Below are 25,976 nucleotides of genomic sequence, written 5' to 3' on the forward strand. Positions count from 1 at the left end.
ATGCCGGTTCGTCGACGGAAGGAGGCCGATGACGAACCGTTTGTTGTTTGCGCGCCGCATGCGGTCTGTCGGCAATGCGCGACCGGCAAATGGGTGGCCGCGGACCACGACGATGAGGTGGCGGCGACGCGCACAGTGAGCGATGCGTGGTGAATATTCGGATTGACGAACCGCGCAGTTTGTTCGAAACGAACGCCGTCGCGGTTCCACCACCGCGACACCTTCCGGCATACGGGTTTCGATTCGTATGTCCCAACCGGCGCTTGGGCTATAAATGGTTGGGTGTACCGGTGCTTGTCGGACGCCTGCGCGTCTCGCGCAGGGCGGCGTCGCGGCTGCCGGGGGAGGTGCGCCGTGGTTTGCCAGACGCTTGCTCGCGCCGTGCTTCGCACCGCGTTGATCGGGGGCGTGTTCGCCGGAATCCTGCCGTCGCCCGCCGCCGTTGCCGGCACGCTCGCGCCGCACGCCGCACCGCCGCCGATGAAGGCGCGGCCGCCCGCCGCGCCTTATGCGATGCCGGTCGACTTCCCGGCGATCGTCGAGCGCTACGGCCCGGCGGTCGTGACCGTCATGGCCGCCACCCCCGATCCGCAAACCGGCGGCCCGGCCTTTGCCGCCCTCGATCCCGACGATCCGCTCGCCGCGTTCTTCCGGCATGGCGCGCCGCCGGCCGCGCAGGGGCCGCAGGCGCAGGCGCCCGATCCGGCGCCGCGCGCGGTGTCCGGCAGCGGCTCGGGTTTCATCGTCAGCGCCGATGGCCTGATCCTGACGTCCGCCCATGTGGTCGACGAGGCGACCGACGTGACGGTGCGCCTCACCGACCGCCGCGAATTCAAGGCGACGGTGCTGGCCGTCGATCCGCAAAGCGATGTCGCCGTGCTGCACGTCGACGCGACGAAGCTGCCGTTCGTGCGCGTCGGCGATTCGTCGAAAGTCCGCGCGGGCGAGCCGGTGATGACGATCGGCGCGCCGGACGGATCCGGCAACACGGTCACGGCCGGCATCGTCAGCGCGACGTCTCGCCGGTTGCCGGACGGCAGCGCGTTTCCGTTCTTCGAGACCGACATCGCGCCGAATCCGGACAACTCGGGCGGCCCCGTGTTCAATCGCGCGGGCGACGTGATCGGCATCGCGGTGCAGGTCTATACGGGCGCCGACCGCTACGCGAGCACGACGTTCGCCATCCCGATCGCATTCGCGGCCAAGGTGCGCGCCCAGTTGCGCGCGCAACAGCAGGCGCAGATGCAGGCGCAGCCGGCTCAGGCGCCCGCCCCGGGCGCGCCGCCGTCGGCCAATGCGTTCGGCGTCGACGTGCAGGACGTTGGCGTCGGTCTGGCCGCGGCGTTCGGGCTGCCGCGTCCGGCCGGCGCGCTCGTCAACGGCGTCGCGCCCGGCTCGCCGGCCGCCGCGGCCGGGCTGAAGCCCGGCGACGTGATCGTGAAGATGGGCGACAAGGCCATCGGCCGCTCGGCGGAACTGGACGACCTGGCCGCCGCGCTGCCGCCCGGCGCGAAGGCGCCGCTGCGCGTGATCCGCAACCGTGCGCCGGTGAAGCTGACGATCGTCGGCGCCGACGATGCGGCCGGCAGCCCGGCCGCGACAATCGGCACGGCCGCGCCGAAGGCCGCTGCACGGTTGGGGCCGGGGCCGGCCGCGGGCGAAGCAGGCGACCACGGCGACCGCCTCGGGCTGACGATGCACGCGTTGAGCGATGACGAGCGCCGTTCGACGGGGCTCGCGGTCGGAATGATGGTGGACGCGGTGCACGGCCCGGCCGCGCGCGCGGGCATCCAGCCGGGCGACGTCGTGCTGGCGCTCAACGACACGCTGCTCGAGACGCCGGACGACGTGCCGTCGCTCGAAGCGAACGGCGGCAGCGTGATCGCCGTGCTGATCCAGCGCAACAACGCGCGGAAGTTCGTCTCGGTGCGCACGCGTTAGGGCGTTGACGCGGCTGGTGTGGTCCGCCTAACATCAGCCGATATCGCTGGCGGTTCGCCGCCACGCATTCATGACATTCAGGAGCCATTCGGCATGAAAACGGCTTGCTTGATCGTAGTAGCCCACAGGCGCAGGGCCCGGTAGCGGGATCGCGCCGGTACCCATGCGCCCCCGACTCGTTCGGGGGCTTTTTTTTGCGTTGCGCACGGCCGTGCGGCCCGTGCGCGGGAGGGCATCCGCTTGCCATCGAACCCGTCGACCGCTTCTGCCGCGGCGTCGCCGCGGCACGCCACGCTGATCATGCTGTGCGCGCTGTCGGTCCTGCCGCTGAGCCTGTTCCTGCCGTCGCTGCCGGCGATCGTGCGCGACCTGCGCACCGACTATGCGCTCGTCGCGCTGTCGCTCGGCGGGTATGCGGCGGTGGCCGCGTCGCTCGAATTCGTGACGGGGCCGCTGTCCGACCGGTTCGGGCGGCGGCCGGTCGTGCTGGCGAGCGTCGCCCTGTTCGCGCTTGGTTCGCTCGGTTGCGCGATGGCGGCCGATATCCGCGTGTTTCTCGTCTGCCGGCTGATGCAGGCGGCGATCACGTCGGTCTATCCCGTGTCGATGGCGGCGATCCGCGATACCGTCGGCGGCGCGCGCGCGGCGAGCCGGATCGGCTATGCGGCGATGGCCGCCGCGTTCGCGCCGATGCTCGGCCCGACGCTCGGCGGCGCGCTCGACCAGACGGTCGGCTGGCGCGCGAGCTTCTGGTTGCTCGGCGCAGTCGGCATCGCGCTGTTCGGCTGGTGCACGCTCGATCTCGTCGAAACCCATACGCGCCGGCCGTCGAGCTTCGCGCAGCAGCTTCGCGCGTATCCGGCGCTGCTGCGTGCGCGCCGTTTCTGGGCCTATGCGCTGTGCATGGCGTTTTCGACGGGGGCGTTCTACGCATTCCTGGCCGGTGCGCCGCTCGCCGCGAAAACGCGGTTCGGCATCGCGCCGGCGGAACTCGGCTTTTATATGGGGACGATCACGGCCGGTTTCGTGGGCGGCAGCTGGCTGGCCGCGCGGGTCGCGCGCCGCCATGCGCTGGCCACGACGATCCTGTGCGGGCGGGTCGTCGCGTGTGCGGGCCCGCTGATCGGGCTTGCACTGATGCTCGGCGGCGCGACGCACGCGCTTGCGTGGTTCGGGCCGTGCGTGCTGGTCGGCTTCGGCAACGGACTGAGCAATCCCGGCGCCCATGCGGGCGCGGTGTCGGTGCGCCCGGCGCTGGCGGGCAGCGCGTCGGGGCTGGCCGGCGCGATGACGATCGGCGGCGGCGCCGCGCTGTCGTCGCTGACGGGCGCGCTGCTGACCCCCGCCAACGCGGGCTACCTGCCGCTCGCGATGATGCTGCTGTCGGCGGCGATCGCGCTGGCGGCCGCCGTGTGCGTGCGCGCATTCGACGGACGGGACGCCGCGCGGTGAGCGCGGGTGCGCCCCGGTACCGGCGCGCGGCCGAATGGCGGACAATCCGCCGCATGCCGGGAGATGACGCACGATCGGCGCGCCGCGTGTCCCGGCGAGCGAGAAGGGCGACTGGACGAGGATGCGATGAGCGACTTTTCTGATTTCCAGCGGGACATTGCCGATGCCGCGAGGGCGACCTTCCGGGCGCTCCGCGCGTTGCACCCGGACGAGCATTTCTATGCGTTTGCGTTGTACACCGACAGCGGCGCGATGACGGTGGTGCCGGCCGCCAATTCGGTCGAAGGGCTGCGCCGGATTTGCGCGCAACAGGCGGTCGCGGACGACGATCCGCGGTTCGTGTGGGGCGTGTCCGAGTGGGCGTACGCGGCGGCCGAGGCGTCGCCGTTCAACGCGATCTGCGGCAGGCTGGCCGACGAAGTGCTGAGCCCGCAGTTCGTCCAGTCGCGCTTCCCGGAATTTTCCCGACAACTGCACGCCGACATGATCGCGGCATTGCGGCTGCTCGATCGCGACGGCGTGTTCGGCACGGGCGACGCCAGGGCGGCCATCACGCTGTTCGTGTCGATCAGCGACGACGACGCGGCCGAGGCGCTGGAAAACGCGTCGGCGAAAGCGCTGAATCCGCCGGCCGTCGCCGACGCCTTCCTGCGCCGCTACGACTGACCGGCATCGGGATCTCGCGGCGCGGCCCGGGCGGGCCGCCCTGTAAACGGCATTACGGCTTCGCGCCGACCACGAATTCGAACGTCGCGACGCCGTCGACGCCGCCCGTCACGCGATCGCCCGGCTGCAGCGCGCCGACGCCGGCCGGCGTGCCGGTGAAGATCAGGTCGCCGGCCTTCAGCTCGACCGAGCGCGACACGTACGCGATGACGTCGGGCACGGGCCAGATCATGTCGGCGAGGTCGCCTTGCTGGCGTGTGTCGCCGTTGACCGCGAGCCAGATCCGGCCAGTCGCCGGGTGGCCGGTGGCCGCCGCCGCCCGCAGTGCGGTCACGGGGCCCGACGCGTCGAAACCCTTCGCCCAGTCCCACGGACGGCTCAGCTTCTTCGCGTCGGCCTGCAGGTCGCGGCGCGTGAGGTCGACGCCGACGCCGTAGCCCCACACGTGCGACAGCGCGTCGGCCGGGTCGATCGACCGGCCGTCCTTGCCGATCGCGACGACCAGCTCGATTTCGTGATGGAGATCGTTCGTCAGCGGCGGATAGGCGACCGTGCCGCTGGCCGGGACGATCGCGTCGGCCGGCTTCGTGAAGAAGAACGGCGGTTCGCGGTCGGGGTCGGCGCCCATTTCGCGGGCATGGTCGGCATAGTTGCGGCCGACGCAGAATACGCGGCGCACCGGAAAGCGCGCGGACGACTGTTCGATTTCGACGGAAGGACGCTCGGCGGCGTCGATGACATAGGCGGACATCGGAGGGCCTCGTTCGGTAGGAAGACGGAGGGCCGGCACACCGGCCGGCATGCGTGCAACGATACCCGACGCGCGTGCGTGCGGATGCGACGCAACTGCGTTTTACCGGGACAAAACTACGCGTCGGCGGCCGGCGGCGTGTCGTCGCCGCCGGGCGGCGCGGCGTTCGCGTCGCGGTACGCCTTCGGCGACACGCCGACCCGCGCGCGGAAACGCCGCGCGAAATACCCTTCGTCGCGGAAGCCGACCGAGCGCGCGATGTCCGCGATGCGCCGGCTGGTGTGGGCCAGCAGCGATTGCGCGAGCGCGATCCGGCGCTCGGTCACCAGATCGGTGAAGGTGCTGCCGGTTTCCTTGCGGACCAGGTGCGCGAGGTAGTTCGGGGAGAGAAACGCGGCTTCGGCGGTCGCCGCGAGCGTGAGGTCCTCGCGGGTCAGGTTCGCCCGCACGTGGCGCAGCACGCGGGCCAGCGCGTCGCGCCGGCCGGCGCGCTGGGCGCCGCGCTGCGCGAGCTTGTCGAGCGCGCCCGCGTACTGCGTGCAGACGAGCCCGATCAGTTGCAGCAGGTAGCCGCGCAGCAACGTGGTCGAGCCGAACGTGCGCACGCGATCGGCATCGAGCATGCACAGCGCGAGGCGGCGCGCTTCGTCGTACGTGTCGCCGGTCAGGATGAAATCGAGGTGCTCCTGGAAGCGGAACGGCGTCAGCTCGGGGAAGCGGTGCGCGGGCACGTCCTCGAGATCGAGCGGATCGACGTCGAGATCGGCGCGCAGGAACGCCTGGCTGAAATTGATCACGATGAAGTGCGCGCCTTCCGGATGCGGAATCAGGTGCTCGCGGTGCGGCAGCACGAACGCGAGCGCGCCGCGCGGAAACGGCCGCGTGACGCCGCCGATGCGCTGCTCGGTGTCGCCGCCGAGGTTGAACTGGATCTGGAAATACGCGTGCCGGTGCGGCTCGGTGATCGCCTGGCGCGACGCCTGGTCGCGGATGTAGAAATCGAGCCGGTCGCTGCGTTCGGGCATCCCGTACAGGCGCGGCGGGGCGGTGGAGGGCATGAAGGATTCTGCTGTTCGTGACGCGGTTGAGCCGCGATGGTACAGCGAACCGGGCGCGACGGGCACGGGCGCTCGCGCGGTCAGCCCGCAGCGAGCCGCGCGACCCGGCGCCGCAGTTCGGGCACGACCTCGGCGTCGAACCACGGATGGTGCTTGAACCACGCCTGGTTGCGCGGCGACGGATGCGGCAGCGGCAGGAGGGCGGGGCCGTAGTCGCGCCAGGCCTGCACGGTGTCGGTCAGCGTCGCCTTGCGCGTGTCGCGCAGGAAATGCCGCTGCGCGTACTGGCCGATCAGCAGCGTGAGCCGGATCGACGGCAGTTCGGCCAGCAGCCGGTCGATCCACAGTCGCGCGCATTCGGGGCGCGGCGGGTTGTCGCCGCTCGCGCCGCGGCCCGGGTAGCAGAAGCCCATCGGCACGATCGCGAAGCGTGTCTCGTCGTAGAAGGTGTCGGTGTCGACGCCGAGCCAGTCGCGCAGCCGCTTGCCGCTCGCGTCGTCCCACGGGATGCCGCTCGCATGGACGCGCGCGCCCGGCGCCTGCCCGACGATCAGGATGCGCGCGTCGCGATGAGCGCGCACGACCGGGCGCGGGCCGAGCGGCAGGTCGGCCTCGCATGCACGGCACGCGCGGATTTCGGTGAGCAGCACGTCGAGCGGCGTGCGCGTGGGTTTCGGCATCGATTCGGAGCGGGGACGGAGTAGCAACGCGGTGTCGGCTGCGCGGCACGGGCAGGCAGCGGCCGGACGGCCGGCCCGGCGTGGAACGGCCCGGGCGGGCGCGCCGCCCGCCTCGTGCGTCCGGCTTCGGACCTCACGCCCGCGACGGGCCTGCCGCGCCTTCGGCGACCGCAGCATCATACAACGCGGTCTGCGCGATCGCCGCGGCGATACGCGCGTCGTCGTGCGAACCGTCGAGCATGCCCCAGCGCCGGTATTGCGACAGGAACCACACGCCTTCGCGCGGATCGGGCCGGTTCACCGTGCCGCCGTCGTGGAAGCGGATCGGCAGCGGCGGCGTGGCGAACGGCCCCGCGCCGTAGTCGCCGAGCAGGCGCGGCGCGATCAGCCGGGCCGGCACGCCGAGCGCGTCGGGCGACGCGAGCCAGTCGGCCGCCTCGCGGCGGTGCGCGGCGCTGTCGAGCCACGCGCATGCATCGACGAGCGTGCGGACCAGTGCGCGCGCGGTGGCCGGATACAGCGCGACGAAGTCGCGCCGGGTCGCGAGCACCTTCTCCGGATGATCGGGCCAGATCTCGCTCGTGACGGCGACGGTGCGGCCCGCGCCGCATGCTTCGGCCACCGCGTGCCACGGCTCGCCCGCGCAGAAGCCGTCGAGCTCGCCGCCCGCGAGCGCCGCGACCATCTCGGGCGGGGGAATCACGACGCTGCGCACGTCGCGTAGCGGATCGATGCCGTGCGACACGAGCCACGCGTTCAGCCACATCGCATGCGTGCCGGTCGGGAAAGTCTGAGCAAGCAGCGGCTTGCGGCCGAGCGTCGCGAACGCGGTGCGCACGCTGGCGGTTTCGCGGTAAGCGTCGGCGAGGCCGCGCGACAGCGTGATCGCCTGGCCGTTGCGGTTCAGCACCATCAGCGCGGCCATGTCGGCCTGCGGGCCGCCGATGCCGAGCTGCAGCCCGCAGACGAGCCCGTACAGCGCATGCGCGGCGTCGAGTTCGCCGCTGAGCAGCTTGTCGCGCACGGCCGCCCACGACGGCTGGCGACTCAATTCGAGCGTGAGGCCATGGCGCGTGCCGAGGTTCAGGCGCTGCGCGACGATCAGCGGGGCCGCGTCGCTGAGCGCGACGAACCCGAGGCGAAGATGCGCGCGTTCCGGCGCGGCGGGAGGTGAGGTATTCATGGCACTCATGACTGGGGTGACGCGTCGAGCAGTTGTCGCGCGACGTCGACGATGCGCAGGCCCTGATCCATCGCGCGCTTGCGCAGCGCCGCATACGCATCGTGTTCGGACAGCTTGCGCTGGTCCATCAGCACGCGTTTCGCGCGGTCGATCAGCTTGCGCTCCTCGAGTTCGCGCTCGACGTCGGCCAGCCGGCGGCGCAGCGCATCGTCGTGCGAGAAGCGCGCGAGCGCGACTTCCAGAATCGGCGCGAGACGCTCGGCCGACAACCCTTCGACGAGATACGCGCTGACGCCCGCGCCGACCGCCGCGCGGATCAGTTCCTGGTCGGCGTCGTGACTGAACATCAGCACGGGGCGCGGGGCGGTCGCATGCATGACCGCGAGTTGCTCGAGCGTATCGCGCGACGGCGAATCGGTATCGATGATCACGACGTCGGGGCGTTGCTCCTCGACGGCCGCCGGCAGGCGCGCGGGCGTCGCGACGTCGTTCAGCATCTCGTAGCCGAGGCGCGCGAGCGCGTCGCCGAGTTCGCCGATCGGCTTGTCGGTATCGGTGACGAGCAGCACGCGCAGGCGGGCGGGCGGGGCGGACGAACTCATGAGGCGGGCAACAGGAGCAGTGACGCATCGGCGCGAGGGGCGAACGATGCATGCCGGCCGCGCGCGCGGCCGGTGGTGAACGGAACGGGGAGCGGCCGAAGCCGCGCGGGGCCGCGCATGTCAGGCTGCCCGTGCCAGCGCCGCGTCGGTAGCTTCGGCGTCCGCGCCCTGCGCGGCCGCTTCGCCGATCGCGCCGCCGACGAGGATCACGGCCGGGCTGCCGAGCCGCGCGGCTTCGACGCCGCGCGCGAGGGTGCCGAGCGTGCCGGTCCAGCGGCGTTCGTCGGGCGTGCCGGCCCATTGCACGGCCGCCGCCGGCGTCGACGCGGGGAGCGCGGCGAGCAGGCCTGCCGCGATCCGGTCGACGCGGCTCATCCCCATGTAGATCGCGAGCGTGGTGCCGGTCGCCGCGAGCCGTGCCCAGTCGGGTTCACCGTGGTCCTGGCGGTGCGCGGTGACGAACGTGACGCCCTGGCAGTGCTCGCGGTGCGTGAGCGAGATGCCGAGGCTCGCGGCGGCGGCGAAGCCCGACGAGATGCCGTTGACGATCTCGACCGGAATCGCGGCCGCGCGCAGTGTCGCGAGCTCTTCGCCGGCGCGTCCGAACAGCAGCGCGTCGCCGCCTTTCACGCGCACCACGTGCGCGCCACGCAGCGCGTAGCGGCGCATCAGTTTCTCGATGAACGCCTGCGGCGTGGAGCGGCAGCCGCCGCGCTTGCCCACGCGGATCACGCGCGCGTGCGGCGCGAGTTCGACGATGCCGGGCGCGACGAGATCGTCGAGCAGCAGCACGTCGGCGGCGGCCAGCGCCTTGACCGCCTTCAGCGTGAGGAGATCGGGATCGCCGGGCCCGGCGCCCAGCAGCGTGACTTTGCCTGTCGTCATGTCGTGTTCCTGTGCCGCATCGCATCGCTGCGGCGGTCTGATGTCGCGTTGTTGCTCGGCGGCGGCGGGCGGTCGAAACGCACCGGCATCCGGCCGTGCCGTGCACGGAGGGGACGCCGTTGTCCTGACGGGCCCGCCGTGAGCGGCGGGCCGGGTTTGCGGGGACTGCCCACCGGCGCCGTTGCCGGTGTGACGAAGGTTCAGCAATATCCGGGCCAGCCGGCGCGACGAGGCGGCCTTCGCGCGACGCGGCGCACCGTGCGATGGCCGCGGGCATGCATGCGCTCGCTGCGCGCGAGCAGTCGCCATGCCGCATCGGCGTGCATCGTGCCCCGTCGGCGCGCACCGCGTCCCGCACGGCGACAGTGCTGCAGCGCACCACATCTGTGCCTCGGTGCATCGCGACGGAGAGCGCGCCGCGCGCCGCGGTGACGTGCCCGATGCCCGGTGCGCCTTGTACGGCGGGGCTCGCGGCGCGATTGACGCAGACATGGCACGTCGCTTGCGTAAGCTGGTTCGGGCGGATCAACGGCGATTCGCTTGCAGCACCGAATACCGACGCGCCCGGCAACGGGCTTCATGGGCAACGGCGTCCTACGCATCGGGTCTCGACGAGACCGGTGCGCAGGACGCCGTTTTTCGTTTGGCGGATGACATGACCGACAAAGCTACCCGTATCGATCTCTTCAGCCTCCGCACCGCGCCGATGCGCGCGTTCCACCTGACGTGGATGGCGTTCTTCGTATGCTTCTTCGCGTGGTTCGCGTGCGCGCCGCTGATGCCGCTGATCGCACGCGAATTCCATCTCACGGCGGCGCAAGTCGCCAACATCAACATCGCCGCGGTGGCCGCGACGATCGCCGTGCGGCTGCTGGTCGGCCCGCTGTGCGACCGCTTCGGCCCGCGCCGCGTGTATGCCGGGCTGCTGCTGCTCGGTGCGCTCCCCGTGTTCGCCGTGTCGTTCACGCACGATTACCTGTGGTTCCTGATCTGCCGGCTCGGCATCGGTGCGATCGGCGCGGGCTTCGTGATCACGCAGTACCACACGTCGGTGATGTTCGCGCCGAACGTGGTCGGCACCGCGAACGCGACGACGGCCGGCTGGGGTAATGCCGGCGCGGGCGCGACGCAGGCGCTGATGCCGCTGCTGGTCGCCGCCGGCCTGATGCTCGGCTTCGGCGAGGATTCGTCGTGGCGCGTCGCGCTGATCGTGCCGGGCGTGGCGATGCTCGTGATGGCCTGGGCGTACTGGCGCTTCACGCAGGACTGCCCGCAAGGCGATTTCGTCGCGCTGCGCAAGGAAGGCGTGACGGTCGACAGCGGCAAGAAGGGCGGCTGGGCGAGCTTCTTCGCCGCGTGCGGCAACTATCGCGTGTGGATGCTGTTCGTCACGTACGGCGCGTGCTTCGGCGTCGAGGTGTTCATCCACAACATCGCCGCGCTGTACTACGTCGATCACTTCAGCCTGTCGCTGAAGGACGCGGGCCTCGCGGCCGGCATGTTCGGGCTGCTCGCGCTGTTCGCCCGCGCGCTCGGCGGCTGGCTGTCCGACAAGATCGCGGCGCGCCGCAGCCTCGACGTGCGGGCGGCGCTGCTGTGCGCGCTGATCGTCGGCGAAGGGCTCGGGCTGATCTGGTTCTCGCATGCGCAAAGCGTCGGCATCGCACTCGTCGCGATGCTGACCTTCGGCCTCTTCACGCACATGGCCTGCGGCGCGACCTACGCGCTGGTGCCGTTCATCGACCGCAAGGCGCTCGGCGGCGTCGCGGGGATCGTCGGCGCGGGCGGCAACGTCGGCGCGGTGGCCGCGGCTTTCCTGCTGAAGGGCGTCGGCGACGTGCAGCACACGCTGAGCCTGCTCGGCCTCGCCGTCACCGCGACCGCGCTCTGCGCGATGGCCGTGCGCTTCAGCGAAGAACACAAGGCGCGCGAAGCCGAGCTGCGCGATCGCGCGCTAGCCGCCGCCGCCAACGCCGCGAACTGATCGACCGAAGGAACCGTCATCATGAAACTCATCGTCATCGGCCACGGCATGGTCGGCCACAAGCTCCTCGAATGCGTCGCGGCGCAAGCCGGCACGGCGGGCGCGCCGCACGTCACCGTGCTCGGCGAGGAGCCGCGCGCGGCCTACGATCGCGTGCACCTGTCCGAATTCTTCGCGGGCAAGTCGGCGGACGACCTGTCGCTCGTCGAACCCGGCTTCTTCGAGCGCCATCCGCGGTTCGACCTGCGCCTGAACGCGCCAGTCGCGTCGATCGACCGCGCCGCGCATACGGTCACGCTCGCGTCGGGCGAAACGCTCGCGTACGACAAGCTGGTGCTCGCCACCGGCTCGCGTCCGTTCGTGCCGCCGGTGCCGGGCCGCGATCGCGCGGGCTGCTTCGTGTACCGGACGATCGAGGATCTCGAAGCGATGCAGGCGTGCGGCGCGCACGCGAAGCGCGGCGTCGTGATCGGCGGCGGGCTGCTCGGCCTCGAATGCGCGAAGGCGCTGCGCGACATGGGGCTCGACACGCACGTCGTCGAATTCGCGCCGCGGCTGATGGCCGTGCAGGTCGACGACGGCGGCGGCCGGATGCTGCGTGCGAAGATCGAGGCGCTCGGCGTGACCGTGCATACCGGCAAGAACACGCTCGAGATCGTCGACGGCGACGAAGGCGCGCACCGGATGGTGTTCGCCGACGGCTCGCATCTCGACACCGACATGATCGTGTTCTCGGCCGGCATCCGGCCGCGCGACGAACTGGCCCGCGCGTGCGGGCTCGAGATCGGCCCGCGCGGCGGCGTCGCGATCGACGACGCGTGCCGCACGAGCGACGCCGACATCTACGCGATCGGCGAATGCGCGGCGTGGAACGGCACGGTGTACGGCCTCGTCGCGCCCGGCTACGACATGGCGCGCGTGGTCGCGAAACAGCTCGCGGGCGACGCCGCCGAAGCGGCGGACGCCGCGTTCGCCGGCGCCGACATGAGCACGAAGCTGAAGCTGATGGGCGTCGACGTCGCGAGCATCGGCGACGCGCACGGCACGACGGCCGGCAGCCGCACCTACCAGTACGCGGACGAGCGCCGGCAGGTCTACAAGAAGCTCGTGGTATCTGACTGCGGCAAGTTCCTGCACGGCGCGGTGATGGTTGGCGACGCGGCCGAGTACGGCACGCTGCTGCAGATGATGCTGAACCGCATCGAGCTGCCCGAGTCGCCGGAATTCCTGATCCTGCCGTCGTCGGACGGCGCGGCGAAGCCGGCGCTCGGCGTCGACGCGCTGCCGGAAGGTGCGCAGATCTGCTCGTGCAACAACGTGTCGAAGTCGCAGATCTGCGCGGCCGTGGCCGACGGCGCGACGAGCCTCGGCGCGCTGAAGACCTGCACGGGCGCCGGCACGTCGTGCGGCGGCTGCGTGCCGCTCGTCACGCAGATCATGAAGGCCGAGATGAAGAAGCAGGGCCTCGCGGTCAACAACCATCTGTGCGAGCACTTCCCGTATTCGCGGCAGGAGCTGTTCCACCTGATCCGCGTCGAGCGCATCACGACGTTCGACGCACTGCTCGCCAGGCACGGCCGCGGGCTCGGCTGCGACGTGTGCAAGCCGGCCGTCGCGGGCATCCTCGCGTCGTGCTTCAACGAGTTCGTGCTGAAGAAGGAGCACGCGGGCCTGCAGGATTCGAACGACTACTACCTCGCGAACATCCAGCGCGACGGTACGTACTCGGTCGTGCCGCGCATGCCGGGCGGCGAGGTCACGCCGGAAGGGCTGATCGCGGTCGGCCAGGTCGCGAAAAAATACGGGCTGTACACGAAGATCACGGGCGGCCAGCGCGTCGACCTGTTCGGTGCGCGCGTCGAGCAGTTGCCGTCGATCTGGGAGGAACTGATCGCGGCCGGCTTCGAATCGGGGCACGCGTACGGCAAGGCGCTGCGCACCGTGAAGTCGTGCGTCGGGTCGACGTGGTGCCGCTACGGCGTCGACGATTCGGTCGGCCTCGCGATCGACCTGGAGAATCGCTACAAGGGGCTGCGCGCGCCGCACAAGATCAAGTTCGGCGTGTCCGGCTGCACGCGCGAGTGCGCGGAGGCGCAGGGCAAGGACGTCGGCATCATCGCGACCGAGAAGGGCTGGAACCTGTACGTGTGCGGCAACGGCGGGATGAAGCCGCGCCACGCGGAACTGCTCGCGTCCGACCTCGATCGCGCGACGCTGATCCGCTACATCGACCGCTTCCTGATGTTCTACGTGCGCACGGCCGACCGTCTGCAGCGCACCAGCGTGTGGCGCGACAACCTCGAAGGCGGCCTCGACTACCTGATCGACGTCGTCGTGCACGACAAGCTCGCGATCGCGGCCGAGCTCGAGGCCGACATGCAGCACGTGGTCGACACCTACGAGTGCGAATGGAAGCGGGCCGTCACCGATCCGGACACGCGCAAGCGCTTCCGCCACTTCGTGAACAGCGACGCGCCGGACACGACGATCGAATTCGTCGAGACGCGCGGCCAGATCCGGCCCGCGACGCCCGCCGAGCGCGCGGGCGGCAAGCCCGTGGCGATTCCGGTCGTCGCCGAGCCGGCGACCGTCTGACCACGACCGACATCCGTAACCGAGCAAGGAGCCCATCATGAACGACCGTCTTCCGCTGTCCTGGACCCGCGTGTGTCCGCTCGACGACATCGTGCCGAACACCGGCGTGTGCGCGCTCGTCAACGGCGAGCAGGTCGCGGTGTTTCACGTCGCGCATCCCGACGGCGGCGTGTTCGCGATCGACAACGTCGATCCCGTGTCGCAGGCCGCCGTGATGTCGCGCGGGCTGATCGGCAGCCTCGGCGAACGCGTCGTGGTCGCGTCGCCGCTGTACAAGCAGCACTTCGACCTGCGTACCGGCGAATGCCTGGAAGCGCCCGAGCAGTCGGTGAGCGCGTATCCGTCGCGGGTCGAGGACGGTTTCGTGTGGGTCGCGGCCTGAGCCCGCCGGAGCACGCATGACCGCCACCCCCGTCAAGAGCGTGTGCCCGTACTGCGGCGTCGGCTGCGGGATGGTGCTGCACGTCGAGGACGGCGAAGTCGTCAAGGTATCCGGCGACGCCGACCATCCGACCAACTTCGGGCGGCTGTGCACGAAGGGTTCGTCGGCGCACGTCGCGCTGCGCCGTTCGGGCCGGCTCGACCGTGCGTTCGTGCGCCGCGCGCGCGAGGACGACCTCGTGCCGCTGCCGGCGCGCGACGCGATCGCCGAGACCGCGCGCCGCCTGCGCGCGGTGCTCGACGCGCACGGGCCCGATGCGCTGTCGTTCTACGTGTCGGGGCAGATGTCGATCGAGGCGCAGTATCTCGTCAACAAGCTCGCGAAGGGCTTCGTCGGCACCAACAACATCGAGTCGAACTCGCGCCTGTGCATGGCGAGCGCGAGCACCGGCTACAAGCAGTCGCTCGGCGCGGACGGGCCGCCCGGGTCGTACGACGATTTCGATCGCGCGAACCTGTTCTTCGTGATCGGCGCGAACATGGCCGACTGTCACCCGATCCTGTTCCTGCGGATGATGGATCGCGTGAAGGCCGGCGCGAAGCTCGTCGTCGTCGATCCGCGCCGCACCGGCACGGCCGACAAGGCCGACCTGTTCCTGCAGATCCGGCCCGGCACCGATCTCGCGCTGATCAACGGGCTCCTGCACCTGCTGCATGCGAACGGGCGCACCGATGCCGCGTTCATCGACGCATACACCGAAGGCTGGGACGCGATGCCCGCGTTCCTCGCCGACTACACGCCCGAGCGCGTCGCCGCGATCACGGGGCTTGCCGAGGCCGACATCCGCACGGCCGCGCAATGGATCGGCGACGCGCAGGAATGGATGAGCTGCTGGACGATGGGGCTCAACCAGAGCACGCACGGCGTGTGGAACACCAACGCGATCTGCAACCTGCACCTCGCGACCGGCAAGATCTGCCGCCCGGGCAGCGGGCCGTTCTCGCTGACCGGCCAGCCGAACGCGATGGGCGGGCGCGAGATGGGCTACATGGGCCCGGGGCTGCCGGGCCAGCGCTCGGTGGCGTCCGACGACGACCGCCGCTTCGTCGAGAACCTGTGGCGCGTGCCGGCCGGCACGCTGCGCAAGGACACCGGCAACGGTACGGTCGACCTGTTCGAGCGGATGGCGGCCGGCAACATCAAGGCATGCTGGATCGTCTGCACGAACCCGGTCGCGACCGTGCCGAACCGGCGCAACGTGATCGCCGGGCTGCAGGCGGCGGAGCTCGTGATCGCGCAGGACGCGTTCCTCGATACCGAAACCAACCGCTATGCGGACATCCTGCTGCCGGGCGCGCTGTGGGCCGAGGGTGACGGCGTGATGATCAACTCCGAGCGCAACATGACGCTGATGCGCGCGGCGGTCGCGCCGCCCGGCGATGCGCTGCCGGATTGGCGCATCGTCGCGGAAGTCGCGCGCGCGATGGGCTTTGGCGACGCGTTCGACTATGCGTCGGCGGCCGACGTGTTCGACGAGATCGTCCGTTTCTCGAATCCGGCGACCGGCTACGACCTGCGCGGCGCGAGCCATGCGACGCTGCGCGACGGGCCCGTGCAATGGCCGGTCGCGCCGGGCACCGCGCGCGAGCGGCACCCGATCCGTTACCTGAACGACGGTGTGAGCCAGACGCCGCGCGCGGCGGCCGACGGCCGCGCCGCGCCGCGCCTCGCGTTCCCGACGCCGTCGGGCAAGGCGCGCTTTTTCGCGCGACCGCACGTCGATCCGGCCGAACTGCCCGACGGCACGTTCCCGATCGTGCTGAACACCGGGCGATTGCAGCATCAGTGGCACACGATGACGAAGACGGGCAAGGTCGCGATGCTGAACAAGCTCAACCCGCGTCCATTCGTCGAACTGCACCCGGACGATGCGCGCGCGCTCGGCATCGCCGCGAAGGACAGCGTCGAGATCCGTTCGGCGCGCGGCCGCGCGGTGTTGCCGGCCGTCGTGACCGAGCGCGTGCGGCGCGGCAACTGCTTCGCGCCGATGCACTGGAACGACGTGTACGGCGACGACCTGTGCATCAACGCGGTGACGAACGACGCGATCGACCCGGAATCGCAGCAACCCGAACTGAAATACTGCGCGGTCGCGCTCACGCGCGTCGACACGGACGCGTTCGCGTCGGCCGACGATGACACGGCGCGCGTCGACGCAGGCGCGGACGATGCACCGCCCGCGCCTGCGATCTCGCCGATCGCGGCTTCACAGGAATTCGACATGGCAGACATCGACACTTTCGCGGCCGCGCTCGGCGTCGCCGATCTCGCGCCGCCGCCGCTGACCGACGCCGAGCGGCTGTACGTGGCCGGCCTCGTCGGCGGGCTGAAGGCGAGCGTCGGCCGTCGCGACGGCGGCGTGCCCGTGCTGCCGGCCGGCGCGCCGTTGACGCCGCCCGTGCGGTTCTGGCTCGACGGGATGCTCGCCGGCCTGTTCAGCCGCGCGCTGCCTGCCGGCGCGCAGAGCGCGGCGGCGCCCGCGCTGCCGGCCGACGCCGCCGCGGCCGGCGGCGTGCGCATCGTGCGCCCGCGCCCGAAGGTCACGTTGTTGTGGGCGTCGCAGACCGGCAACATCGAATCGCTGACCGAGGATTACGCGACGAAGCTGATGAACGCCGGCTTCGAGATCCGCACGGCGTGCATGTCCGACTATCCGGTCGCGTCGCTCGCCGGTGCGCAATACGTGCTGCTGATGACGAGCACGTTCGGCGACGGCGATGCGCCCGACAACGGCAGCGAATTCTGGGACGCGTTGCAGGCCGGCGGCGCCGCGCGCCTCGACGGCGTGCATTTCGCGGTGCTCGCGTTCGGCGACCGCAACTACGACCAGTTCTGCGGCCACGGCCGCCGGCTCGACGCGCGCCTCGCGGAACTCGGCGCGGCGCGCCTGTGCGCGCGGGTCGATTGCGACGTCGAATTTCAGCACGATGCCGATCAGTGGCTCGAACGCGTCGTCGCGCGCATCAAGGAGGCCGATGCCGCGCTGCACGCGGTGCCGTCCGGCGGGATGAGTCCGTCGGGGCTGGTGCCGACGAAGGCGCATCCGGCGCCGTCGAAGCTCGTCGCGAACCTGCGGCTGAACCGTCCGGGCGCCGCGAAGGACACGCGCTACGTGTCGCTGTCGACCCAGGGCGCGAATCTCGAATACGAAACCGGCGACGCGCTCGGCGTATGGCCGACCAACTGCCCCGAACTGGTCGACGAACTGCTGTCCGTCACCGCGCTGAAGGCCGATGCGCCGGTGTCGGTGCCGGGCGTCGGCGACATCCGGCTCGGCGATGCGCTCGCGCGCCACTTCGACATCACGCGCCCGCATCCGGACACGCTGGCCTTCATCGCGTCGCGCAGCGCGAACGGCGCGCTGAAGTCGCTGCTCGGTGACGATCGCAAGAGCGACCTGAAGCAATGGTTGTGGGGGCAACAGCTTGCGGACGTGCTGCACGAATACCCGATCGAACTGTCGGGCGCGGAGCTGGTCGGCATGCTCAAGCGCATGCAGCCGCGCCTCTATTCGATCGCGTCGAGCCCGAGCGCGCACGCGGGCGAGATTCACCTGACCGTGTCGGCCGTGCGCTATCACAACGGCCGGCGCGCGCGCAAAGGCGTCGCGTCGACGTTCCTCGCCGATCGCGCGGACGACGGCCGCGTGCCCGTGTTCGTGCAGAAGTCCGCGCATTTCCGGCCGCCGGTGAACGGCGACGTGCCGATCGTGATGGTCGGCCCGGGCACCGGCGTCGCGCCGTTCCGCGGCTTCCTGCACGAGCGGCGGGCGCGCGGCGCGCGGGGGCGCAACTGGCTGTTCTTCGGCGAGCAGCATGCGCGGACCGACTTCTACTACGGCGACGAGCTGAGCGAGATGCACGAAAGCGGCTTCCTGACGCGGCTCGATCTCGCGTTCTCGCGCGACCAGGCCGACAAGGTCTACGTGCAGGACCGGATGCGCGAGCAGGGCGCCGAGCTGTTCGCATGGCTGGAGGAGGGCGCGCACTTCTATGTGTGCGGCGACGCCGCGCGGATGGCCAAGGACGTCGATACGGCGCTGAAGGCGATCGTCGCCGAGCATGGCGGCATGTCGGACGAAGCCGCGAACGATTACGTCGCGCGGCTTTCGAAGGCGCGGCGCTACATGCGCGACGTGTACTGAATCGCGTGAGCGAAGCGGCCAACGCCCGCCCGCCGCGTCGGCGGCACGTTATTGCCGCCGCTCCCACGCACGCGCCTGCTCGGCGCGCACGAACGCTTCCGACGCCGCCGGCAGCAGGTTGCGGAACGCGCCGCCGTCGCCGTCGATCACGTCGACCATCTTCGCGATCATTTCCTCCGGGTCGTGCTGTTCGAGCGGGAACGTCAGCCGCTCGGGGGTCACCGTGTGCGCGGCCGGATCGTGCCAGCGACGTATCGTTTCCATCATCCGGTCGTTGAAGCCGGTGCGGTACGGGCCGGGGTTCACGACCGCGACCTGGATTCCGTGCGGCGCGAGTTCCGCATGCATCGCCTCGGCCACGGATTCGACAGCGTGCTTCGACGCGCAATACGCGCCGGTGAATGGCCCCGTGATCAGCCCGGCGATCGACGACACGAACACGATCTTGCCGTGTTTGCGCGCGAGCATCCCGCGTGCGATCTGCTGCGTCAGTTCGAGCGGCCCGAATACGTTGACGTCGAACAACTCGCGAACGATCTCGACCGGCAGGTCGACTAGCGCGCCCGCTTCGCCCACCCCCGCGTTGTTCACGAGCACGTCGATGTCGAATTCGGCGGCGCGGGCGCGATCGTAGGCCGACGTGACGTCGAGCTTCACCGCGCGCAACGCGGCGCCGCGCTGCGCGGCATCGTCCGCCAGTGCGTCGAGCTCGACGGCCGTGCGTACGCCGGCCGTCACGTCGTGGCCGCGCGCGGCGAGCCGCAGCGCGACTTCGCGGCCGAAGCCGGTACCCGCGCCGGTGATGAGGATGCGTTTCTGTGCCATCTGCTTACCTTGTGGTGTGAAGGGTTGCCTGAAAAAGGTCGCGGCAGTGCCGCGCGATCGCGGTGTCTTCGTCGACGCTGCCGCCCGAGACGCCGATCGCGCCGACGCAGCGCCCGTCGCCGTCGACGAGCGGTTCGCCGCCGCCGAACGTGACGAGCCCGCCGTGACTGTGTTCGATGCCGCGCAGCGGACCGTCGCCCGACATCGCGCCGAGCGCGCCGGTCGACGCGCGAAAGCGCACGGCCGTCAGCGCCTTGCGCTGCGCGAGATCGATCGCGCCGAGAAAACAGCCGTCGGTGCGCACGAACGCGAGCAGGTTCGCGCCGGCATCGACGATGGCGATTGCGACGCCGGCCATCTGTAGCGATGCGGCATGCGCGAGCGCCGCGTCGATCGTGCGGCGGGCGACGGCGAGCGGCAGTGCGGCGGTGAGCGAGTCCATATGAGGCTCCTGTGGGACGACAGGGCCAGTGTAGGCAGTCGCGGTATATGGGAGAATCCGCATTCCGCTGGAAGCAGTTTCAAGTTTTTTTAATGATGAGGCAGGCGATGAGCAGACGCGATCCGATGGCCGGGCTGCACGTGTTCATGAGCGTCGCGACGGCCGGCAACTTCACGCGCGCCGCCGCTGCGCTGGGCCTGACGCCGGCCGCCGTCAGCCTTGCGATCGGGCAGCTCGAGGGCGAACTGAACGTGAAGCTGTTCAACCGCAGCACGCGCGGCGTGAGTCTCACGGAAGCCGGCCAGCGCTACTGGCGGCAGACCGAACCCGCGTACCGGCAGGTCATGCAGGCACGCGACGAACTGAAGGATGCGCGCAGCGAGCCGAACGGGCTGCTGCGCGTGACCGCGCTGCCGCTCGCGCGCTTGCTCGTGATCGCGCCGGTGCTCGCGACGTTCCGCGAGCGCTATCCGAAAGTCCGGCTCGAAATTCGCTACGAGAACGAACTCGTCGACATCGCGAAGGAGGGCTTCGATGCGGGAATCCGCCTGGCCGACCGGCTACAGCCGGGCATGATCGGCGTGCGGATCGCGCCTGCGCTGACGTGTGCGCTGGTCGCGTCTCCGGCCTATCTTGCCCGGCACGGCACGCCCGAGTCGATCGCCGCGCTCGCGCGGCATGCGTGCATCCGTTTCCGGTTTTCGGAAAGCGGCCGCCTGCACAAATGGCTGCTGCGCGACGGGCGGCACGACGTCGATCTCGACCCGGACGGCGTGTTCGTGACGAACGACGACGATGCGGTGATCGACGCGGCGCGCGCCGGAGTCGGCATCGCGTTCGCGTTCGTGCGCGAGCGGATCGAGCAGGACCTGCGCGACGGCACGCTCGTCGAGGTGCTGCCCGGTGCGTGCCGGACGCTGCCGCCGATGTGGCTGTATTACGTGAACCGCAAGCACGTGCCGGCCAAGCTGCGCGCGTTCATCGACGTGCTGCGCGAGCGTGACGGCGCGGACGCGGCGTAATCGCAGCGGCCGGGCCCGCTGCAACGATTGATCCGGCGGCGCATGATGGCGGCTCCACCACGAAGCCATGGAGTCGCGCGATGACCATATTTCCGCATTTTCCGATTCGAACGCTCGTGATTGCCGCGGCGTTGGCGGCCGCCACGATTTCCAGCGCACCGGCCATCGGCCAGACGTCGACGGTGCCGGCCGGCACGGCTGTCGCGACGCCCGACAATGCGGTTCTGCTGACGGTGTTCCTGAAACACGACCAATCCCGCCCGCTCGCCGAGTTGAATGCGCAACTCGCGAAGCAGGGGTTCTACAAGGCATTCCCGCCGCCGGGCGTCGAGGTGGTGAGCTGGACGGTCACGATGGGCATCGGGCAGATCGTCGTGCTGCGGCTGCCGGCGTCGCGGCTGCGCGAGGTCAATCGCGTGCTCGAGGACACGGCCTGGGGCGCGTACCGGACGGAGTTCTACCCGACCTACGATTACAAGGCGATCGGGTTGGGCGAGCATGAGCGGGCGAAATAGCGTACGGGAGCGTAGTTCCGCACCGACGGTGCGCCGCGCGGGCGCACCGGATCGACTCGTTCCCATTCCGAAACGCGCGGCGCCGTCGCGTTTTCGTCCTCACCGTCCGCGCTTGGCGCGGCAGATTTCTCCGAAATGGATCACAACGCGTTCATCCGATGAAAAAACCGCCCCGGTTCCCGGTATGATGCGCACCTGCGTTCGTGGAGCGCCGTATTTCTATGCGGTTTTGATGCGCAAGACATCACAAATTCGCACAAAGCGAACATGAAAGATTTTGTAATATAAGTTCCGTATACTCGTAAATTCTGGTTTCGGCGCCGCCCGCCCTCGTCCTGGCCGGCCGCCCACGCAGAACAACGAGATTTTCGTCGCCGCCCGGCCCACCCGCGCCGCGACACGCTATGCACCACCACTGAACACGTTATGTCTTCCCGCCACCCTGGTTCGCCCGGCCCTGCCGCGGCGGTGATCGCCCGTGCCCGGGCGCTGATCCGCCACGAGCGCGTGCTGTCGCCGCTGCTCGCGCTCGGTATCGGCCTGCTGCTGATCGTGGTTTTCCAGCACCTGTCGGAATCCGTCGACTACCGGTCGGTGATGCGCCAGTTGCGTCACATGTCCGTCGTCGAATGGAGCGCGTCGCTCGCCGCGACGGCGCTCAGCTATCTCGCGCTCGTCGCCCGCGATGCGGTCGGCCTGCGTTACGTCGCGGCCAGGGTGCCGCGCGTCGCGCTGTGGATCGGCGCGATCGCCGGCTCCGCGCTCGGCAACGCGACCGGCTTCGGCGCGCTGACGGGCGGCGCGGTGCGCGCCCGCGTGTACGGCGTGTCGGGCGTCACGCCCGCCCAGATCGGCCGGATGACGGTGTTCACGAGCGGCACGCTGGCGCTCGCGATGGTGCTGATGACGGCGGTCGGCATGGTCTGCGTGCCGGAGGCGCTCGCCGCGATGCTGCACGTCGCGCCCGGCGTGCTCACGTGGACGGGGGCCGCGTTGCTCGTCGTGCTCGCCGCGCTGGTCGTGCTGTGCGGCAACGCCGCGCGCCCGGTCGTCACGCGTTTCAAATGGTTGTCGTTCGACGTGCCGGCGCGGCGCGATCTCGTCGCGCAAGTCGTCTACGCGGTGCTCGACGTCGTCGCCGCGGGCCTGACGCTGTGGGTGTTGCTGCCGGCGGCGCCCGTCGGCTTCCCGACCTTCATTACCGTCTATGCCGCCGCGTTGCTGCTCGGGATGATCGGCCATACGCCGGGCGGGATCGGCGTGTTCGAAGCGGCGATGGTCTTCACGCTCGGCCGCGAAGTGCCCGCGCACGAAATGGTCGCCGCGCTGATCGCGTATCGCGCGATCTATTTCGGCGTGCCGCTCGTGCTGTCGGCCGGCCTGCTGGCCGGCTTCGAAGGCCGTGCGCTGCGGCGCCGGCTCGTCACGCGGCAGGCCGCGCGCGTGTCGCAGCTCGCGCCGGTGTTCCTGAGCCTCGTGACGTTCGCGGTCGGCGGGATGCTGGTGATCTCGAGCGCGACGCCGGCGTTCTGGCACCGGATCGCGATCCTGCGCCACATCGTGCCGCTGTGGGTGCTCGAAGGCTCGCAGGTGATCTGCAGCGTGCTCGGCGTCGCGCTGCTGTTCGTCGCGCGCGGGCTGCTGCGCCGGCTCGACGGCGCGTGGTGGATGACCTTCGCATTGACGCTCGCGAGCCTCGCGCTGTCGCTGGCCAAGGGCCTCGCGTTCGTCGAGGCCGGCGTGCTCGGCACGCTGCTCGTGCTGCTGCTCGTCAGCCGCCGCCGGTTCAACCGTCATTCGTCGTTGCTCGCCGAGCGCTTCACCGTGAGCTGGTTCGTGTCGGTGGCGCTGGTGCTGATGCTGGCCGTGTGGGTGCTGTTCTTCGCGTTCCGCGACGTGCCGTACACGCGCGAGCTGTGGTCGCATTTCTCGTTCGATGCGCGCGCGCCGCGGGCGCTGCGCGCGACGCTCGCCGCCGGCGTGTTCGTTGCCTTGTTCGCGCTGTGGCAACTGCTGCGCCCGGCGCCCGGGCGTTTCGTGAAGCCCGCGGCGCAGGATCTGGTCGACGCGGAGCAGATCATCCGCGCGCAGGAATGCAGCGACGCGGGCCTCGCGCTGATGGGCGACAAGTCGTTCCTGTTCTCGGAGTCGCGGCGCGCGTTCCTGATGTACGCGAAGAACGGCCGCACGTGGGCCGCGCTCCACGACCCGGTCGGGCCGCGCGAAGAGTGGCCGGCGCTGATCAGCAAGTTCATCGCGCTCGCGCATGCGCACAGCGGCCGCGCGGCGTTCTACCAGGTGCGCGCGAACGCGCTGCCGCTGTATCTCGACGCGGGGCTCACGCTGATGAAGCTGGGCGAGGAAGCGCATATCGCGCTCGACCGGTTCGACCTGAAGGGATCGAACCGCTCGCACCTGCGCTACGCGCTGCGCCGCGGCGACAAGGATGCGCTGACGGTCGAGGTGATCGCGCCGGACGACGTGCCGGCCGCGCTGCCCGCGCTGCGCGACATCTCCGACGGCTGGCTCGACAGCCGCGATGCGCGCGAGAAGAGCTTCTCGGTGGCAGCGTTCCACGACGGCTATCTCGCGACGCAATCGGTGATGCTGGTGCGGCAGGCCGACAAGCCGATCGCGTTCGTCACGTTCATGACGACCGACCTCAACACCGAGGCGACGGTCGGCGTGATGCGCCATCTGCCGGACGCTTCGCCGTACGCGATGGAGTATCTGTTTACGCAGCTCGCGCTGCATCTGAAGGAAGCGGGGTTCCGCAAGCTGAGCCTGGGTATCGCGCCGTTCTCGGGGATGGGCGCGGCGAAGATGCCGTCGCCGTTCCACCGGCTCGGCCTGATGGTCTGGCGCTTCGGCGGCCGCTTCTACAACTTCCGCGGCTTGCGCGCTTTCAAGAGCAAGTTCGAACCGCACTGGGAGCCGCGTTATCTCGCGGCCTCGGGCTCGGTCGGCGTGTTCGTCACGCTCGCGGATCTCTCATTGCTGGCTGGAGGTCGGCGTTCATGATGTTGACGAAGGGAATCGCGCGGGCGGCAGCCGCCTGCGCGGGAATGATGCTGGCCGGCGCTGCCTGCGCGGCGCAGCCGGCCGCAGTGAAAGCCGAAACCGTGTCCGGCGGCCGCTATGGGCCCGTGATCGTGACGAAGCCAAGCGGGCCGCTGCGCGGTTTCGTCGTGCTGTTCTCGCGTGAGGCCGGCTGGCATGCCGCCGATCAGCAGGCGGCCGACGCGCTCGCGAAAGCCGGTGCGATGACGGTCGGCGTCGATTCCGCGCGTTACGCGGCGAATCTCGCCGCGAAGCAGGAGGCCTGCCACCACCTCGACGGCGACGCCGAGGCGGTCAGCCATCAGCTCGAACGTCTCGCGCAGTCGTCGCGCTATTTCACGCCGATCGTCGCGGGCGTGGGCCAGGGCGGCGCGATCGCGAAGCAGATCCTGTCGATGGCGCCGGAGAACACGATCGCCGGCGTCGTCGCGGTCGGTCCGGCCGCGAAGCTCGATCCGCGCTTCAAGCCGTGTCCGCCCGATCCGACGATCGTGCGCCGCGCGATGCCGGGCTTCGTCGAAACGGCGGCGGCGGGCGACACCGCGAAGCTCGTGTCGCTCGTCACGTCGCACCTGCGCGACACCACCAGCAGCGACGAGCTCGACGTGTCGGACCTGCCGCTCGTCGAGCTGCCGGCCAAGGGCGGCAGCGACCGGCTCGCGATCGTGATCTCGGGCGACGGCGGCTGGCGCGATCTCGACAAGACGATCGCCGAGGCGTTGCGGCGCGACGGCGTGTCGGTGGTCGGCATCGACAGCCTGCGCTATTTCTGGAGCGAGAAGCCGCCCGCGCAGGTGAGCCGCGATCTGGCCCGCGTGATGCGCACCTACATGGCGCGCTGGCATGCGAGCCGCGTGGCGCTGGTCGGCTACTCGTTCGGCGCCGACGTGATGCCGTTCGCGTACAACCGGCTGCCGGCCGACCTGCGCGACAAGGTCGTGGTGATGTCGCTGCTCGGCTTCGCGCCGTCCGCCGATTTCCAGATCCGCGTGACGGGCTGGCTCGGCATGCCCGCCAGCGACAACGCGCTGAAGGTCGCGCCGGAGATCGCGAAGGTGCCGCCGGCGCTCGTGCAGTGCTTCTATGGCGCGGAAGAAACGGACACGATGTGCCCGGCGCTCGCGAACACGGGCGCCGACGTGATCAAGACGCAGGGCGATCACCACTTCGGCCGCGATTACATCGCGCTCGAGAAGAAGATCCTCGGCGGGTTCGGCAAGGCGACGGCGGCGCGCTGAACGCCGGCGGCGCCCGCGTGACGTCGGGCGCCGGCCGGTTTGCTTGCGGTTCATCGCGTTCCGAGGTCAAGCGTCGACGACGAGCGCCGGATCGAGTGCGCGGATGCGCTGGTCGATGAAGTAGCCGCCGCCTTCCTGGTAGCGCAGGAACAGGCGGCCGCACGTGCGGCAGCGGTTGACGGTGCAGCGGTTGTACGGGAAATGGCGCGGCGCGATCGGTGCGTCGTCCGATGCGTAGCGCGTGCCGGCCGGATGATATTCCGCATAGGTCGGCTCGGCCTCGCCCGGCGCGACGAGCGTGGCCACTTCGGTCAGTTGCGTGTCCGGCAGCGACAGCGGCAGGGTCGTCCAGCCGGCGAGCGAGGTCCTCGTGCATGCGCACGGCTGCGTGACATGCGCGGCTTCGGCCGTCAGTTTCAGCAGCGCGTCGTGATCGACGTAAGGCAGTGGGCTCATGGGCAATCGGGAAAGGGCGGCAGGACCTGCAATGT

Annotated in this window: 20 protein-coding genes; 11 read left to right on the forward strand and 9 right to left on the reverse strand. The window is 70.3% G+C overall.

Features of this window, described 5'->3' with window-relative positions; genetic code table 11:
- The first annotated feature begins 354 nt into the window (after window positions 1-354).
- From WS64_RS31240 to WS64_RS31250, 3 genes are all read left to right on the forward strand, one after another.
- Window positions 355-1,941, forward strand: a complete 1,587-nt coding sequence (locus WS64_RS31240) for a trypsin-like peptidase domain-containing protein (protein WP_060968853.1) — start codon at window positions 355-357, stop codon at window positions 1,939-1,941.
- A gap of 240 nt (window positions 1,942-2,181) precedes the next feature.
- Window positions 2,182-3,393, forward strand: a complete 1,212-nt coding sequence (locus WS64_RS31245) for an MFS transporter (protein ID WP_060968854.1) — start codon at window positions 2,182-2,184, stop codon at window positions 3,391-3,393.
- Window positions 3,394-3,519: 126 nt separating this feature from the next.
- Window positions 3,520-4,059, forward strand: a complete 540-nt coding sequence (locus tag WS64_RS31250; protein WP_060968962.1) for a DUF4303 domain-containing protein — start codon at window positions 3,520-3,522, stop codon at window positions 4,057-4,059.
- 52 nt (window positions 4,060-4,111) lie between these two features.
- Here the strand turns inward: WS64_RS31250 and WS64_RS31255 are convergent, their stop codons facing one another.
- From WS64_RS31255 to cobA, 6 genes are all read right to left on the reverse strand, one after another.
- Window positions 4,112-4,810, reverse strand: coding sequence for a fumarylacetoacetate hydrolase family protein (locus WS64_RS31255; protein WP_060968855.1), 699 nt, complete (start codon window positions 4,808-4,810; stop codon window positions 4,112-4,114).
- A 116-nt stretch (window positions 4,811-4,926) separates the two neighbouring features.
- Entirely contained in the window at window positions 4,927-5,868 is a 942-nt protein-coding gene (locus tag WS64_RS31260) for a helix-turn-helix transcriptional regulator (RefSeq protein WP_059585042.1), read from the reverse strand.
- 80 nt (window positions 5,869-5,948) lie between these two features.
- Window positions 5,949-6,548 (reverse strand): uracil-DNA glycosylase family protein, encoded by a 600-nt coding sequence (locus WS64_RS31265; RefSeq protein ID WP_060968856.1) that lies wholly within the window; start codon window positions 6,546-6,548, stop codon window positions 5,949-5,951.
- Window positions 6,549-6,681: 133 nt separating this feature from the next.
- The gene (locus tag WS64_RS31270) at window positions 6,682-7,731 is read right to left on the reverse strand and encodes a CmpA/NrtA family ABC transporter substrate-binding protein (RefSeq protein ID WP_060968857.1); all 1,050 of its coding nucleotides are present in this window, start codon (window positions 7,729-7,731) and stop codon (window positions 6,682-6,684) included.
- Between the two features lie 5 nt (window positions 7,732-7,736).
- Entirely contained in the window at window positions 7,737-8,333 is a 597-nt protein-coding gene (locus WS64_RS31275) for an ANTAR domain-containing response regulator (RefSeq protein WP_059639544.1), read from the reverse strand.
- 120 nt (window positions 8,334-8,453) lie between these two features.
- Window positions 8,454-9,218 carry a uroporphyrinogen-III C-methyltransferase gene (gene cobA / locus WS64_RS31280; protein WP_060968858.1) on the reverse strand — a complete coding sequence of 255 codons (765 nt, stop codon included), beginning with the start codon at window positions 9,216-9,218 and terminating at the stop codon, window positions 8,454-8,456.
- A 655-nt stretch (window positions 9,219-9,873) separates the two neighbouring features.
- Between cobA and WS64_RS31285 the strand changes: the two genes are divergently transcribed.
- Genes WS64_RS31285 through WS64_RS31300 form a run of 4 tightly spaced genes read left to right on the forward strand, consistent with a single transcriptional unit; the run spans window position 9,874 to window position 18,383 of the window.
- Window positions 9,874-11,202, forward strand: a complete 1,329-nt coding sequence (locus WS64_RS31285; RefSeq protein ID WP_060968859.1) for an MFS transporter — start codon at window positions 9,874-9,876, stop codon at window positions 11,200-11,202.
- Window positions 11,203-11,223: 21 nt separating this feature from the next.
- A complete protein-coding gene (nirB, locus tag WS64_RS31290; protein ID WP_060968860.1) occupies window positions 11,224-13,797 on the forward strand; it encodes a nitrite reductase large subunit NirB in 2,574 nt (857 codons plus the stop codon).
- 37 nt (window positions 13,798-13,834) lie between these two features.
- Window positions 13,835-14,179: a nitrite reductase small subunit NirD gene (nirD, locus tag WS64_RS31295; RefSeq protein ID WP_059585049.1), complete on the forward strand. Its 345-nt coding sequence runs from the start codon at window positions 13,835-13,837 to the stop codon at window positions 14,177-14,179.
- 16 nt (window positions 14,180-14,195) lie between these two features.
- Window positions 14,196-18,383, forward strand: a complete 4,188-nt coding sequence (locus WS64_RS31300; protein ID WP_060968861.1) for a bifunctional nitrate reductase/sulfite reductase flavoprotein subunit alpha — start codon at window positions 14,196-14,198, stop codon at window positions 18,381-18,383.
- A 48-nt stretch (window positions 18,384-18,431) separates the two neighbouring features.
- Here the strand turns inward: WS64_RS31300 and WS64_RS31305 are convergent, their stop codons facing one another.
- Window positions 18,432-19,208, reverse strand: coding sequence for an SDR family oxidoreductase (locus WS64_RS31305; RefSeq protein ID WP_060968862.1), 777 nt, complete (start codon window positions 19,206-19,208; stop codon window positions 18,432-18,434).
- Window positions 19,209-19,212: 4 nt separating this feature from the next.
- Complete coding sequence (locus tag WS64_RS31310; RefSeq protein ID WP_059639538.1) at window positions 19,213-19,650, reverse strand: GlcG/HbpS family heme-binding protein; 438 nt, start codon at window positions 19,648-19,650, stop codon at window positions 19,213-19,215.
- 107 nt (window positions 19,651-19,757) lie between these two features.
- Between WS64_RS31310 and WS64_RS31315 the strand changes: the two genes are divergently transcribed.
- From WS64_RS31315 to WS64_RS31330, 4 genes are all read left to right on the forward strand, one after another.
- The gene (locus WS64_RS31315; protein WP_060968863.1) at window positions 19,758-20,672 is read left to right on the forward strand and encodes a LysR family transcriptional regulator; all 915 of its coding nucleotides are present in this window, start codon (window positions 19,758-19,760) and stop codon (window positions 20,670-20,672) included.
- A gap of 80 nt (window positions 20,673-20,752) precedes the next feature.
- The gene (locus tag WS64_RS31320; protein WP_059639537.1) at window positions 20,753-21,187 is read left to right on the forward strand and encodes a hypothetical protein; all 435 of its coding nucleotides are present in this window, start codon (window positions 20,753-20,755) and stop codon (window positions 21,185-21,187) included.
- 426 nt (window positions 21,188-21,613) lie between these two features.
- Window positions 21,614-24,208: a bifunctional lysylphosphatidylglycerol flippase/synthetase MprF gene (mprF, locus tag WS64_RS31325; RefSeq protein WP_060968864.1), complete on the forward strand. Its 2,595-nt coding sequence runs from the start codon at window positions 21,614-21,616 to the stop codon at window positions 24,206-24,208.
- Window positions 24,205-25,485: a virulence factor family protein gene (locus WS64_RS31330; protein WP_060968865.1), complete on the forward strand. Its 1,281-nt coding sequence runs from the start codon at window positions 24,205-24,207 to the stop codon at window positions 25,483-25,485. Before mprF ends, WS64_RS31330 begins: the two co-directional genes overlap by 4 nt.
- A 66-nt stretch (window positions 25,486-25,551) precedes the next feature.
- Here the strand turns inward: WS64_RS31330 and WS64_RS31335 are convergent, their stop codons facing one another.
- Entirely contained in the window at window positions 25,552-25,941 is a 390-nt protein-coding gene (locus WS64_RS31335) for a hypothetical protein (protein ID WP_059639535.1), read from the reverse strand.
- Window positions 25,942-25,976: the final 35 nt, after the last annotated feature.

Source organism: Burkholderia anthina (assembly GCF_001547525.1).
GTDB lineage: Bacteria > Pseudomonadota > Gammaproteobacteria > Burkholderiales > Burkholderiaceae > Burkholderia > Burkholderia semiarida.